Raw genomic sequence first — 14,342 nt, 5'->3', positions numbered from 1 at the left:
AGGACATAGAAAAACCCGAATAAGGGGCACTTTTTAATTAGTGTCCAATATTCGGGTTATAGTTCATTATACTCACCAGGGCATTTTTCTATTTAAAATCCTCGACTTAAACTAACACTGCTGATGCTGTGTTTTTGTGTTAAAAACATAATGGTCCGAGGAATAAACTGATAAATAAAAGACTACATAAATAGTAAGAAAGAAAGATACATAAAAATAATAAAAATTAAGAAAGAAAAGAGGATAGATACAAATGTAATAGAGTGACTAGAAGGAATAAAAATACCTTCTTGAATTTCTTTTCTTTTCCTTGAATATTGAATGGTTGACATCACACCAGTTATAATCCCAACAATACATGCAAATATACCCAGAAAAATAGCCAAAATATTAATTAAATGATTCGCGCTTATTTTAATGGTAAAATGCAACGAAGTAGTCAAAAAGCCAACCCCAGTAATAGAGACGGCTGTTCTAATCCATGCTAGGTAAGTTCTTTCATTTGCTAAATGTTGCTGTGCATATTTCACACTGTCTTCGGATTGCTCTTTTATTTTTCGTAAAACTTCCATAAATAGCTGATCCCCTTTTTATAAGTCAAAATAAATAAATTTTACTGCCGAAAGGAATAGTTTAATATAATACAGCAACTAGCATAGTTCTACATAAACTGTAAATCCATACTAGTAGCCGTATCTAGTTACCTAGCAATTACCAACTAATGAGTTGTTTTTGGTATTAAACGTTTCCAAGATTTCATTTAGCATATCCTCATTACATTTAGCAGGATAGCTGGATGATTAAATGCAATTAATGCACGTAACGGCATAAACTTCATCATTGCTACCATCATTTCATAGCTCTCTTCCCCCTCAGATACATTCAATAGAGGGTTATCTTGATTGATTTTTTAAGAAATTGCTGGACAAGCGGAGCAAGATTTGGATCAGCTAAAGAGGATTAAATTTTGAAATACTCTGCAGCTCTTTTATAAATATTCTCTTCTTTCGGTTCTTCAAATGCTTCCGGGTGCCTCTCCTTTAGTTCAGGAATAGCCCAACCACGTCCTGTTTCTTCTAAATGTTTTACATACTTCTTTAAATCCTTGGATTGAGCATGATATGGTCCACCCTCTTTGATGACGGTCCATAAAGGATCAACATCAAACGGCATCGATTTCATCATCTTATCATGCCATTGATTGAGATAATAGACAGCATCCTTGCAAACACCTGGCTCTACTTTTGCCAAGTTATATTGTTCATATGGATCATTTTGAAGATCAAATAACATTTCCTCATCAAATAAATGAAATCCATCATGGTATGTTCGAATGTATAGCCAATTATCAAAACGAACGCTTCGTTGGCACACATGGGCACATTGAGAAATGACTAAATTGTCTCTTCCGCTCTCTTGACCTCTTGTTAATACCGAGGCATAGCTTGTACCATCCCAACTTGGTTTTGGATCTTTTCCAAATAATTCAGCCAAAGTTGGCAATAAATCAAGGTGGTAATGTAATCCGTGATCTACATGTCCCTGTTTCATACCAGGCCAGCGGATTATCATGGGAATTCGGCATGTTGCATTATCGGCAGTTCCATGCTCACCATATATACCAAGTTCTCCTAAGTTTTCTCCATGGTCCGCTGTAATAAGAATGATCAGATCATCCATGACTCCTTGTTCCTCAAGAGCCTTGAAAATTTGACCGATATTATTATCCATGTGGCGTACACCGCAATCATATCCATCAATTACCTCACGTAAACCGTTCATGTCCGAAATCTCGCCTGGATAACGTGGATATTTTGAAGATGATAAATTATCATACATATTCAAATCATGAGCGCTATGAGGACCGACTTTTTGCTTGTGCTTTTCAAAGACTTCCTGTGTAATCCAATCTGGCAATGGTTCGTTTTCAAACGGATTACCAAAGCTCTCAGGTGCTCGGTAAGGTGTATGCGGATCCCAATAATTCACATATAACATCCAGTTATCTTCTTCGGCGTTATCCTTCACCCAGTTTAAGACTTTCGGTGTCACTTCTTCCGCCGATTCCATACCGAATTTTCCTGTGTTATGCACTTCATTGAATCCGGCATAAAAAGTCCAAGCGGAGTGTCTTTCTGGGAAAGGGCTTACGAGTGTTGTTTTTAATCCTGCTGAACGGAAGAAAGAGGGTAAACTTTCGAACGTATGAAGATCAGAGAACGATCGACTAGCTCCTTCTTGCCGCACATAAGCTGCGGTTCCCCCATGTCCGACAGCTCCCGTATGAATACCGAAGCGCCCGGTCATTAATGCCGTACGGGATGGAAAGCATGGAGCATCTGAAGTATAGTAATTCGTAAATCGAACACCCTCATCCGCGATTTTGTCAATGTTAGGAGAGGTATTCCGGTTATATCCGTAACACCCTAAATGATCTGGTCGTAATGAATCTAAATCTAAAATGAGCATTCTCATACTTAAAACATCCTCTCTTTATATATCATGTTTGTATTTATGCGTCAGCCGCACAGCGAAATCCAATATTTCCTGTTGAACTATCTGGAGTATTGGAGCTACGGGCAGCAACTCGGTAACGATTGCAGTACGATTGATGGCAAAGATAAGAGCCACCACGAGTAACTCTTGCTTTACCGCTGGATGGTCCCCTCGGATTCTCACTTGTTCCATCAAGATAAGACGTCGGACTAAACCAATCTGAGCACCATTCCCATACATTCCCAGATACATTGTATAACCCATACCCATTGGCAGGAAAAGATTTTGCGGGAGCAGTACCCAGGTATCCATCCTTCCCTGTGTTCTTTTCTGGAAAAGTCCCTTGCCAAATATTGCACATGTGTTTACCACCAGGATTCAAGCGATCTCCCCAAGGATATCTCTTTTGTATGAGCCCCCCGCGAGCTGCATACTCCCATTCCGCTTCCGTGGGTAATCGTTTCCCCGACCACTGGCAGTAGGCAAGCGCATCATTCCAGGACACATGGAGAACTGGATGATCCATTCGACTGAGAATCGTTGAATTAGGTCCTTCCGGTTCCTTCCAATAAGCGCCTTTAACAGCCCACCACCATGGGGCATTTTGTACAACATCTGTCACCGTCTCCGCCACTTGTTCTGAAACAAAACCGGAAAATACGAACGACCATCCGTATAGTTCAGCTTCCGTCCTGTATCCTGTATCGGTTACGAATTCCAGAAAATCGGAATTCGTAACCGTACATGGATCGATATAAAATGGATGGACCGTTACGTTTCGAGCAGGACCTTCTCCGTCTTTAGGAAATCCTTCATTACTATTCGTTCCCATTAAGAAATCCCCACCAGAAAGGTATGTCATCCCTTCTGTCACAGACCGATTACGCTTTACCACCCCATCTTGTTGTTGTGTAACCACTTTGTCGAACGTTTTTGGTCTGCTTGCACAACAACATGAGGGCTTCTTTTCATATGACATTTGTTTCACCTTTTTCCTGCTATTTAATGCAAATGATTTTTAAAAACCATTTCATGTTTTTGTGAATTGAATTAATTAAACAGCCACTTTACTATGTTTTTCTTCTAAATCTTGAATCATTTTTGCTTCTTCTTTCTCTAATCGGTAGAACAGGACTGCAACAATTCCGATAATGTAACAAATTAGTGGAATCCACACAAAGTTGAATTCAATGGCAAATAATGCAGACGAGCTTTGTTGTTGGTTTGCTACATACCCACCTAGTGACATGATCCATGCTGCAATTGCTCCTCCGAGTCCCATTCCAAATTTTACACCAAAGGTGGAGGCAGCCATCAATAGTCCTTGTGCTCTTACACCCGATTTCCATTCCCCATAATCTACCGTATCGGCAATCATAGCAAATTTTAATCCAGCCACTAATCCTAGTCCTAAGATACTTAACACTCTTCCTATAACAATCAAAGGGATTGTTAATGCTTCTGAGCCAAAATAAACCACTATTTGACCAATGATGGCAATACTAAATCCTAAAAGCAACGTATTTCGTTTCCCTAATTGTTTTGCAAAAAATGGGACTGCGATGATCCCGGCAATTGTTAAAACTGATAATCCATTTAGCAATGGAATCAAATCTACTCGTTTAAGATTATAGGTAAAAAAGTAAATGGTAGATTGGGCTGCAGTAATAATAGAAATAAAAAGGATAACGTTTACAAACAATAGGATCCACCAAGGAAGATTTCCTTTTAATGCCTTAACTCCTTGTTTAAAAGGAATCGGTTTATTTCCATTTACCTGGACACGTTCTCTTGTATTCGCGAACGTAATAAAGAACAAAACAACTGCAACAGAAGAAAACAGAATCATTGTAAAGAGAAAACCATGTTGCTTGTTTCCATGTCCTAAAAACCCAACCAAAGGTAATACAGCAGCATTTACAATTAATGCACCAGCTTGGCCCCCGACCATTCTAAACGCATTTACTACAGTTCTTTCTTGTGAATTACTTGTTAGACTTGGCAATAATGACGATAAAGGTACATTAATAGCCGCGTAGGTAATTCCCAATAAGATATACGTTACATAGGCATAAATCACCTTACCTGAGGGACTTAAATCTGGAGTCATGAACGTCAACACTGCAATAACCCCAAACGGGATGGCTAACCAAAGGAAATAAGGTCTTGATTTCCCCCATTTAGTACTTGTTTGATCAACTAAAACGCCAATAATTGGACCATCGAAAGCGTCGACTATCCTTGCGATTAGAAATAAGGTGCCGACCGCTGCTACGTCTAAACCAAATACATCTGTATAGAAAAACATGAGATATGTTGTAACCATTGTGAAAACAAGGTTAGACGCCGTATCACCGAAACCATAACTGATTCTTTCTTTCAATGGAACTTGTTTATTGTTCATAATATCCTCCCCTGGTATTTGATTTTGCCTCCCGAGTACATCCATATAATTGATCGACTAATTCTATTATTTTCCTTTAGTGGGGGTTTTCGTGGAAATCTCAAATCTAGTAAAATTTAAATGAATCAAGTTTTGTAGTTATAGAGTTTAATATTATTGCTGGTTATCTTACTAAGTTGTGCTTTAATTAGTAAGCACTTAACCGTATTTCCTAAGTAAATCTTGGTTGTATAAAATTAATCAATGACCATATCGCATATTCAGCCAAGATCTTTTAAGCTAGTATTTTCCCACCCCTTCGTTACTCTTTTTATCAACCTCTCTAAAATGAAAACGCTTAATTGTTACCGCTTACTTGCCTCCCCTTGGTCATTATTATAAGGACCCTTAATTAGTAACTCCATGTACATTTCTCCGATTTCATGTACAATTTTTCAAAATTATTAATTTAATCATTATTTATAACAAGTAAATAGTGTATATTATTCCTATCTTAGTTCTGATAGGAGGGAACCATTATACTTTCCATTCTTAGCGCTTTTTTTGACAATTTCATTCCCGATTGGCATACACAAACAGAAAACATTCCTTATAATGTGTTAATTTTAGTTGTACAAGGCCGTGTACAATATACGATATCCGGAAAACAAATAACTGCTGAAAAAGGTGATATTTTATACATCCCTTCAACTACTGTTCGTGCCGGTAAAAATCATGAATCTGGTCCACATCAAAAATATACGGCTATCTTTACTTTAAATGAAAATGAGATTCCCACTAACCCTTTTCCGATTGATCAAAACTTTTTCCACCTAAAGACGAGAAGTTTTGAATATGTAAAGAATCGATTTGAACGATTATATTTTGATATAAGAGGAAAGAAAAAACACCGTGATTTTATATGCCTTGGCATATTACAGGAATTAATCGGACTGTTCGCACAGGAATTGGAAGTTCCTTCCATCGCGCCGATAAAAGTAAAATACGCACAAATTATCGAGCGGTTCTTGTTGGAAAACTATCGAAAATCGATCGAAATTGAGCAGCTTGCAAAATTAATTCACCGGTCGCCTGGATACACCATTTCCGTTTTCAAAGAAGTAGTTGGTCATTCTCCAATTAAATACATACATCAATTACGAATATTGGAAGCTTGTAATCTCTTAGTCAATACGGATATGACAGTTGTGGCGATTTCCGAGTACCTAGGATATTACGATACATCTTATTTTTCTCGTATGTTTAAGAAATTAACATCATTTTCCCCAAAGGAGTATATAAGGGTTGGCCATCAGCTGGAGCATCAACCTTAAAAAAAAGATTGGAAGCAAATAGCCTTATAAATATGAAAAATCGAAAAGGGGTTTTCCACTGTAAAGATGATTCCGAATCGGATTTATTTTTAAAACCTCTCTAAAAATGGATTGAGCATAAGGTATATATCCATTTTGAGGTTAATCCAGGCGCTATTTTCGAAACAGCGCGAGAGAAATTTACAGGTATGTCTCCTCGATTCCTTGGTCACAGGCACGATTAGCTTCTATTCGTTACCGCTATCTCCTCTTTTCTGTAGTCACGGGCACGAATAATTTCTCCCCTCATGCTCCCTATCTACAAAAGTTAGTTTTATTTGCGAAACCATATAAATTAGCTTTTAAACACGCCCTGTTGTCAGCCTTCGAACATATTTACAGACGATTAATAGAATTAATCGTTTATTTACAATTCTTAACACTCACTTAATTAACTTAGTGATGGTAGTAACCTATAATTATAGATGGAGATGAAAATCCACTACATACTTTTTTCTTAGGTATACAGCCATATAAGAGGAGGAAATTTTAATGCTACAAAATATTGGGATTCCTGGTTTGATTCTTATTCTTGTAATCGCCTTAATCATTTTCGGCCCTTCAAAATTACCGGAATTAGGCCGCGCGGTTGGCTCCACATTAAAGGAGTTCAAAAAATCAACAAGAGATTTAGTTTCCGATGAAGAGCCGGCAAATGCACAGCCCAAAAAGGAGGAAAAAGCCATTTAATACAAATCATTTTTTAGGAAGATGTAAGGAGGCTTGCATCTTCTTTTTCATAAGGAGGTCCCGATGAAAAACCATGATATGGCCCTAATTGGTCATTTTGAAGAATTACGTAAACGTCTCATTTTCGTATTAGGAACATTTATCCTGTTCTTCATTGTATCCTTTATCTATGTACAGGACATTTATCACTGGCTAGTGAAGGACTTAGAAGTGAAGCTGGCCATATTAGGACCGAGCGACATTTTATGGGTCTATATGATCCTATCAAGTGTCGTGGCCATTGCAGGAACCATCCCAATGGCCGCCTATCAAACTTGGCTGTTTGTCCGTCCCGCATTGAAAGAAACGGAACGTAAAGCAACGCTGGCTTATATTCCAGCACTATTCCTTCTATTTATAATCGGAATTTGCTTTGGTTATTTTGTCATTTTTCCAACGGTATTTCAATTCCTCCTCTCGATGTCAGAGGAAATGTTTATGACCTTTTTTACAACAGAAAAGTACTTTATGTTTTTAATTCATATGACGCTTCCATTTGGATTTTTATTTGAACTTCCAGTGATTATCATGTTCCTAACAAGTGTCGGAGTGCTGAACCCATATAGATTGCAAAAGATTCGAAAATACGCCTATTTTATACTTATTTTAATCGCAATCTTCATCACCCCGCCGGATTTTCTATCAGACATATTGGTAATTATCCCCCTGATTTTCCTATATGAATGCAGCGTTCTAATATCAAAGGTCGTGTATAGGAGAAAACTACAAATGAATCTAGCTGCGTAAATGATAAAGAAGTCTTAGTCCATGTGCTAAGACTTTTTTTTATGAAATGGTCCATCAACAAGCCATCCAACTACATAAGTCAAAAAGAAAAGATGTAAACCAGACACAGGGCCGGTTTACATCTTTTTATAGATTCATATAATGGTTAAATCTTCAGTCCGTGGCGCTCAAATGCTGCGGCTTCTAGAATCGACATTCCTTGACTCTCGGCAAACTGGGCAACCTTGCTAGAAACCTGTGGTGCAAAATTTTTCGAAGGAGCAGCGTAAGACATTTCCCTTGCACGGGCAGAGTTACTGCGGGCAAATGGACCCCAGATCGCAAAGGTTTTGCCTGGGCTTTGAATATTAACAAACAGCGTGTTTCCGTCAGGCGAGAAGGTAGGCCCTGTCATTTCAGATCCATTGAGACGATTGTGAGCAAAAGGATAGATTTTGCCTTCAGGTGTAATTCCCATAAGTCGATCGTCACCTGCTCCATCTTCCACGAACCAAAGGTCGCCCCATGGAGTCATAGCAATGTTATCCGGAGATTCCATGTCTTTTGCATCTGTTGCCTCATAGAAAAGCTCCAAGGTATTGGTGCCTGGAATGTAGCGGTAAATGCGTCCAAGATTTTTTTCGCCGGCAGAGCTGTCATCGAACCAAAACACACCCGCTTGGAAGAACGCTCCCTCCAATTTTTTGAATTCAATACAGCCTTGTGCCTTGGCATCCTCGCGGCAAAAATGGGGATCTAGTTCCTTCCAGACAATCTTAAAGGTTTGTCCTGTTTTAAATGTGCTTGCTGATGGGCCAGCTACCTCTTCAATCGCCGCCGCATAAAGCTTGCCGCCTTTTTGCAGGGCACCCGGCTGTTGGGTGGTATCATTTGGGATAAAACGATAGAAATAACTTGGAGATGCATCCTCAGTCAAGTAAACATATCCTGTCGCCGGATCAATCGCACAGGCTTCGTGAGAAAAGCGTCCCATTTCCTTAATTGGGGTTCTGGACATTTCATTCTCAGGCTGCTGCGGGTCCACTTCGAAGACATATCCGTGTGTCGACGTACGTGTTTCTTCACAAGTCAGCCACGTCCCCCAAGGTGTCGCTCCTCCTGCACAATTTCGAATGGTACCTGAAGAGGTTACATATTCTTTGATGACGTTTCGATTTGGGCTAATAACTAGTGCAGTTGTCCCCCCTGCAGCTGCGGCATCATAAGGCTTGGTTCCAATCACCGGATTTGCTGCACCTGGACTCAATTCATGATTACGAACAAGAATGGTTGTATTGTTAGGTCCTTCAAAAGCTGCCATTCCATCAAAGGCTCCAGGGATTTTTCCGCCGTTTGTCAGCTGACCGCCCTCTTCGGAAATAATCTTATAATGAAATCCCTTTGGAAGATCTAGAATTCCATTCGGATCCTGAACCAAAGGACCGTACCCGCCAAAACCGCTGGTTGGATTATTGGCAGTATCCGCAAATGCTTTTGAACCAAGTGTTAACACTCCGGTTGATCCAAGCGTAATTGCAAGTGTGCTCATTCCTCCCGCTTTTAAGAAATCTCGTCGATTCATGCCATCTTTAGATACTTGATTTTCCATAATGTATATATTCCTCCTCATAAATGCTTTTTCTATCTATTTATAGTTTAACTAGCATTCATTAAGCATTAATGGAAATTTTGTAAGGATTAGGTAAATAAGATCAAAGAAATGTAAAAATACTCCGAAGAGGCTAAATGAATTGACTTAAATATCTAGATTTAATGGCCAAACAAGGAAGGCCATTAAAATTTCCCGATATTCAAGATCTAACACAGATTACAAAAAGTAAACTTTATAAATACTTAAATACCTTTACATTATTGTGCTTTAATGGCAGGTATTTTTTCATATTCATAGAAATATATAAAAGACAAGTCATTATACGAGGGGGATTTGAATGGAGTTTTCAGTTCTCGTTTCAGGGTTGCAATATTTCTTGTTGATTATGGGTGGATGCTTGATTTTTTTCATCCTAGTGTTATTTTTCTCCAATAGATACACAAGGAGTAAATTAAATCAAATGGAACAAAACGAAAAAATGAATGAAATACAACGAATGACACGATGAACAGTTTTCAATGTTTCCTCTAGTTAAAATATTTGGCCCTTCCAGCATAAATGTGGAGTACATACGCTTAAGCTGAGAAGGGCTGTTATATGGACGAGTGCAATCATAACAAATATGATCCACAATTAGAGGTAAATCATTTCAAGCGTTTCTCATTTCATATCTTAAAATTTTAGAGAATGAACGGTGTCGTAAAAGTCGTTTCTAAATATACGAAGTATTGATCGTATTTCAAATAAAAAACTGGATCGCGATTTAATCGATCCAGTACATTTATATGGGTTTTTCTTATAATTCTCCTTCATCCTTGATTTTCCATATAATATAACGAATGATGTTAAGTATTTTACTACAAGGACAATCTACATCTGTCCCTAGTATCGGCCCCACCTACGCCAGATACGCTGACGGCCACGCATGCCATCCAACCCATTATTAATTATAATAGAAAACGCTTACAATTTCAAATTTAAATTGAATTTTCAGAAAAATTTTCTTATAGTTATAAATTTACTGTTAATTTTAATGGGCAAAATCCTCCCATTATCTTCTCTGGTGAATTATTGTCCAAAAAAAGAATCAGTTCATTTAAAATCGGGTATATATGACGTTTGCTTTCACATCATGCACAACCAAAACCTTGTAATTTTTATGTGCCACAACGGTTCTATTTCCTTCAAACTCCCCTTCCGTCATATTTTCGATTATATTCACAATGACGGAATTTTCATTGACTTTCTCAACGATCCCTTTAATTCCATTCTTAAAAAGAATATGATCTCCCATTTCTGCTATTTCTTTTGCCTTGAATATCATTTTTCCCCTCCTCAGAAAAGAACAGTTAGCCTATTACTTTTTCTTTCTTATATGATTTCCTTATGAACTCAGTGCCAATTATTTACTTGGGTCTTTTCTCGCACGTCGCATTGTACAATTACAAATCTAGGAATTTATCATTTTGCTAAACAACGAAGAAAATAGGCACCACATAATGGCGCCATTCCTATTTCTCTTGTAAACTGCCAAGTTTAATATCACTGTATGCAACCTATCTGACACCTTACCCAACATACTTTATCATTGCGACTTCATCACAGCAATCCAACTTAGGACAATTCATACAATCCACCCACACTTTTTCAGGCAAAGTCTCCTTTGCTACGATCTTAAAACCACATTTTTTGAAAAACTCTGTTTCGTATGTGAAAGACATTACACGGCTAATTCCAAGTTTCGGCGCATCACTTATAATACGATTTACTAATTTGCGACCAATACCTTTTCCAGCATAATCGGGAGAAACAACCAAAGATCGTATCTCTGCCAGGTCCTGTCCTAAAACATGTAATCCTGCAACCCCTAGTATATTATTATCCTCTTTCATAACATACAAACATTGTAAATGTTGATAGAGTGATAAATACGTACGAGGCAATACGATTCCTTTTTTAGCATAAATTTGGACTAAATCATAAATATCTTTAACATCACTTGTCACTGCATGATAAATATCCATTTTGTATCTCCTTTTGCAATAATTATTTATAAATATACAATAATACGTATTTTTATTCAATGGTTATCAGGGACAAAAAATTTTTTTATCCCCTGCTTCCACCAACCTTCTTGTGACTTCAATAACTTCGTGGCTCGTAGTAACATTTTGCGATGGAGTAAGATTCTAGGAATCGAGGTCCATTTGTCCAAGCCAATTGTGTGGGTAAAACATAATTTAAAGACAAGAGAGAGAATCTAAAACTCTTTCAGACTCTTAACGAATTTTTAATTATTTTATATAAAAGGAGAGAAATAAAATTTGGCCAATGAATGTAATCAAAATCCAATTGGAGTTTGTTCAGAAGCGGAAGGGATAAATACGATCGCCAACGGGACAGCTTCTCATGCGGAAGGGGTAAATACAATCACCAATGGGACAGCCTCCCATGCCGAAGGAAGCTCAACAACAGCGGGGGGGAATGCTTCCCACACAGAAGGTTATCTTACCAACACCACCGTTGATACGGCACACGCCGAAGGGACCTCTACCACAGCCAATGGAGTAGCTTCCCACGCAGAAGGATATGCCACGACGGCCGGTGGAGCACATGCTCACGCAGAGGGAAACCATACAATTGCTAGTGGTCAGGAGGCTCACAGTGAGGGACGGTTCACATTAGCAAATAATCTAGCTGCCCATGCTGAAGGAATCCAAACTACAGCAAGTGGAGTTGCCTCCCATGCCGAAGGAGAAGGGAATACAGCAAGTGGAAGAGCTTCTCATGCGGAAGGCGTTGGAACAACTGCCAGTGGGTTTGCTTCTCACGCAGAAGGGCAAAGTACAACCGCAAGTGGACAAGCCTCCCATGCAGAAGGTAACACCACTCTCGCTCAAGCAGATAACTCCCATGCTGAAGGATTTCAGACTACAGCAAGTGGATTTGCCTCCCATGCAGAAGGTAACACAACTTTAGCACAAGGTGATAGTGCTCATGCGGAAGGGTCTTCTACTACAGCAAGCGGATTTGCCTCCCATGCAGAAGGTAACACAACTTTAGCACAAGGTGATAGTGCTCATGCGGAAGGGTCTTCTACTACAGCAAGCGGAATAGTCTCTCATGCAGAAGGAATTAGAACAATTGCCAGCGGGGATGCCTCCCATGCCGAAGGATTTCAGACTACGGCAAGTGGATTTTCTTCCCATGCCGAAGGCCAGTCAAGAGCTTTGGGACCGACATCTCATGCGGAAGGCGTCTCGCTAGCCAATGGAGGATTTTCTCATAGCGAAGGTTCGTTTACAACTGCCAATGGGGATTCTTCTCATGCGGAGGGGAACAATACAACAGCAAACGGAGTTAATTCACATACCGAAGGAATGAATACTCAAACGACGGTCACCGGTATTAATGCCCATGCCGAAGGAAATAGTACAACGGCAAGTGGATCTAATTCACATGCAGAAGGTAGCTTCACAACCGCAAGTGGGGATTCTTCGCATGCTGAGGGTATAGGAACAAGTACAGGTATAAATGCAAATGGGGCCCATGCCGAAGGATCAGGTACAACGGCAAGTGGCGATTCTTCACACGCCGAAGGTAACGGTACAACCGCAAGTGGTAATTCTTCACACGCCGAAGGAACAAGTACAAGCGCAAGTGGCAATTCTTCACATGCCGAAGGATCAGGTACAGTGGCCAGTGGGGAGTTATCTCATACTGAAGGTCTCCTTACCTCAACAAATGGTTTCGAAGGAGCCCATATTATGGGCAAAAATGGCGCTGTTAACGACGTAGATGGTGACCCAACTTATTCGTGGAATGTAGCTTTCGGAGCAGTACCGTATGATGTTACAGGCCTAGTTGGAAAACTTCTGAATAACGGTAATATGTTCGTTGACGGAGCTTATTTAACTCCTGCGGGTGATTATGCAGAGATGTTTGAAACAGCCGATGGAAACTCGATTGATGCTGGCTATTTTGTTACTGTATCGAAAGAGGACAAGATTCGAAAAGCCACTTCAAAGGATTCATTTATTTTGGGAATAACAAGTGCAACACCAAGTCTCCTTGGAAATAGTGGTGGCTTACGGTGGCAAGGTAAATACCTGACTGATGAATGGGGACGGAGAAAATATCATGAAGTCACCATTCCAACTCAAAAAGACGGAGAAGGAAATGTAATTACTCCAGAAAGAAAAATAATGCAGCCTATGCTTAATCCAGAATGGAATCCTTATGAAGAGTATATATCTCGTGTAAATCGTCCGGAATGGGTAGCTGTCGGATTAATCGGTCAAGTACTGGTTCGAGATGATGGGACTTGTGAAACTCATGGATATTGCTGGTCGAATGATGATGGAATTGCAACAAAAGCAGAGAAAGGATACTTTGTATTAAAACGTACAGGACCAAATCAAATCTTGATTTTGGCTAAGTAATAAGTCGAATATAACTAAGAAAAACGATAATATGAGTAAAAGGCGAACTGAAGATTAAACTGTACCCGATAGAGTAGACACTTAAAAAAGGTCTGCCCTATCGGGTACTTTTATGTATAATGAATAAAAATTGTAAGAATCGGAGAATAATCCTATGTCAAAAAAACTCTTCACTGATAAAGAAATAAAGATCCTTTCTAATAATCCTTATGTCAAATCTGTAAGTACAAAAGGAATTACCTACACTGATGAATTTAAAAGGATTTTTATATCTGAAAGTGTGAATGGAAAATTACCACGGCAGATTTTTGAGGAGAATGGTTTTGATGTTGATATCATTGGTATCGTTAGGGTACAAAAAGCAGCTTATAGATGGCGTGTAGCTTATAATGAATCGGGAGTATTGGGACTTCGAGATACACGTAAAGATCATTCTGGGAGACCGATTAAAAGAGAGCTTAGTTTAGAAGAAAAGAATGCAAAATTAGAAGCTCAAATTCAATTGTTGAGGGCTGAAAATGAATTACTAAAAAAGTTAGAAATGATGGAAAGGGGGCTGGAGAGAAACGAGTAAAAGTAAC

Annotated in this window: 13 protein-coding genes and 1 pseudogene; 7 read left to right on the top strand and 7 right to left on the bottom strand. The window is 39.0% G+C overall.

All coding sequences use genetic code 11. The features are described 5' to 3' along the window. Window positions 1–182: 182 nt before the first annotated feature. From J7E66_RS23990 to J7E66_RS23975, 4 genes are all read right to left on the bottom strand, one after another. Window positions 183–572: a YidH family protein gene (locus J7E66_RS23990; RefSeq protein WP_215004480.1), complete on the bottom strand. Its 390-nt coding sequence runs from the start codon at window positions 570–572 to the stop codon at window positions 183–185. A 388-nt stretch (window positions 573–960) separates the two neighbouring features. Continuing rightward, window positions 961–2,475 (bottom strand): sulfatase family protein, encoded by a 1,515-nt coding sequence (locus J7E66_RS23985; RefSeq protein WP_215004478.1) that lies wholly within the window; start codon window positions 2,473–2,475, stop codon window positions 961–963. A 37-nt stretch (window positions 2,476–2,512) separates the two neighbouring features. Further along, window positions 2,513–3,475, bottom strand: coding sequence for a formylglycine-generating enzyme family protein (locus J7E66_RS23980; RefSeq protein ID WP_215004476.1), 963 nt, complete (start codon window positions 3,473–3,475; stop codon window positions 2,513–2,515). Window positions 3,476–3,550: 75 nt separating this feature from the next. Then, window positions 3,551–4,900 carry a glycoside-pentoside-hexuronide (GPH):cation symporter gene (locus J7E66_RS23975; protein WP_215004474.1) on the bottom strand — a complete coding sequence of 450 codons (1,350 nt, stop codon included), beginning with the start codon at window positions 4,898–4,900 and terminating at the stop codon, window positions 3,551–3,553. 596 nt (window positions 4,901–5,496) lie between these two features. On the opposite strand from J7E66_RS23975, the gene J7E66_RS32670 reads away from it, so the two are divergent. The 3 genes from J7E66_RS32670 to tatC all read left to right on the top strand — a co-directional run bounded on the left by J7E66_RS32670 (window position 5,497) and on the right by tatC (window position 7,728). After that, window positions 5,497–6,213 carry a helix-turn-helix domain-containing protein gene (locus tag J7E66_RS32670; RefSeq protein ID WP_308162574.1) on the top strand — a complete coding sequence of 239 codons (717 nt, stop codon included), beginning with the start codon at window positions 5,497–5,499 and terminating at the stop codon, window positions 6,211–6,213. Between the two features lie 531 nt (window positions 6,214–6,744). After that, window positions 6,745–6,942 (top strand): twin-arginine translocase TatA/TatE family subunit, encoded by a 198-nt coding sequence (gene tatA / locus J7E66_RS23965; protein WP_215004472.1) that lies wholly within the window; start codon window positions 6,745–6,747, stop codon window positions 6,940–6,942. A 63-nt stretch (window positions 6,943–7,005) separates the two neighbouring features. Next, complete coding sequence (tatC, locus tag J7E66_RS23960) at window positions 7,006–7,728, top strand: twin-arginine translocase subunit TatC (RefSeq protein WP_215004470.1); 723 nt, start codon at window positions 7,006–7,008, stop codon at window positions 7,726–7,728. 145 nt (window positions 7,729–7,873) lie between these two features. On the opposite strand, the gene J7E66_RS23955 is transcribed toward tatC, so the two are convergent. Next, the gene (locus J7E66_RS23955) at window positions 7,874–9,316 is read right to left on the bottom strand and encodes an alkaline phosphatase PhoX (RefSeq protein ID WP_215004468.1); all 1,443 of its coding nucleotides are present in this window, start codon (window positions 9,314–9,316) and stop codon (window positions 7,874–7,876) included. Between the two features lie 164 nt (window positions 9,317–9,480). Between J7E66_RS23955 and J7E66_RS32665 the strand changes: the two genes are divergently transcribed. Both J7E66_RS32665 and J7E66_RS23950 read left to right on the top strand, forming a co-directional pair. Further along, window positions 9,481–9,702, top strand: coding sequence for a hypothetical protein (locus tag J7E66_RS32665; RefSeq protein ID WP_308162573.1), 222 nt, complete (start codon window positions 9,481–9,483; stop codon window positions 9,700–9,702). Further along, complete coding sequence (locus tag J7E66_RS23950; protein ID WP_168241004.1) at window positions 9,657–9,827, top strand: hypothetical protein; 171 nt, start codon at window positions 9,657–9,659, stop codon at window positions 9,825–9,827. Before J7E66_RS32665 ends, J7E66_RS23950 begins: the two co-directional genes overlap by 46 nt. 588 nt (window positions 9,828–10,415) lie before the next feature. Here J7E66_RS23950 and J7E66_RS23945 read toward each other — a convergent pair. Together J7E66_RS23945 and J7E66_RS23940 are read right to left on the bottom strand one after the other, a co-directional pair. Then, window positions 10,416–10,643, bottom strand: coding sequence for a DUF2187 family protein (locus J7E66_RS23945; protein WP_215004466.1), 228 nt, complete (start codon window positions 10,641–10,643; stop codon window positions 10,416–10,418). A gap of 244 nt (window positions 10,644–10,887) precedes the next feature. Continuing rightward, window positions 10,888–11,343: an N-acetyltransferase gene (locus J7E66_RS23940; RefSeq protein ID WP_215004464.1), complete on the bottom strand. Its 456-nt coding sequence runs from the start codon at window positions 11,341–11,343 to the stop codon at window positions 10,888–10,890. 300 nt (window positions 11,344–11,643) lie between these two features. On the opposite strand from J7E66_RS23940, the gene J7E66_RS23935 reads away from it, so the two are divergent. Further along, complete coding sequence (locus J7E66_RS23935; protein ID WP_215004462.1) at window positions 11,644–13,761, top strand: peptidase G2 autoproteolytic cleavage domain-containing protein; 2,118 nt, start codon at window positions 11,644–11,646, stop codon at window positions 13,759–13,761. A gap of 154 nt (window positions 13,762–13,915) precedes the next feature. After that, window positions 13,916–14,326 (top strand): annotated as a pseudogene (locus tag J7E66_RS23930) (HTH domain-containing protein); the annotation flags it as partial. Window positions 14,327–14,342 lie beyond the last annotated feature (16 nt).

Source organism: Bacillus sp. ISL-7 (assembly GCF_018613065.1).
This window is presented reverse-complemented; position numbering and strand designations above follow the sequence as displayed.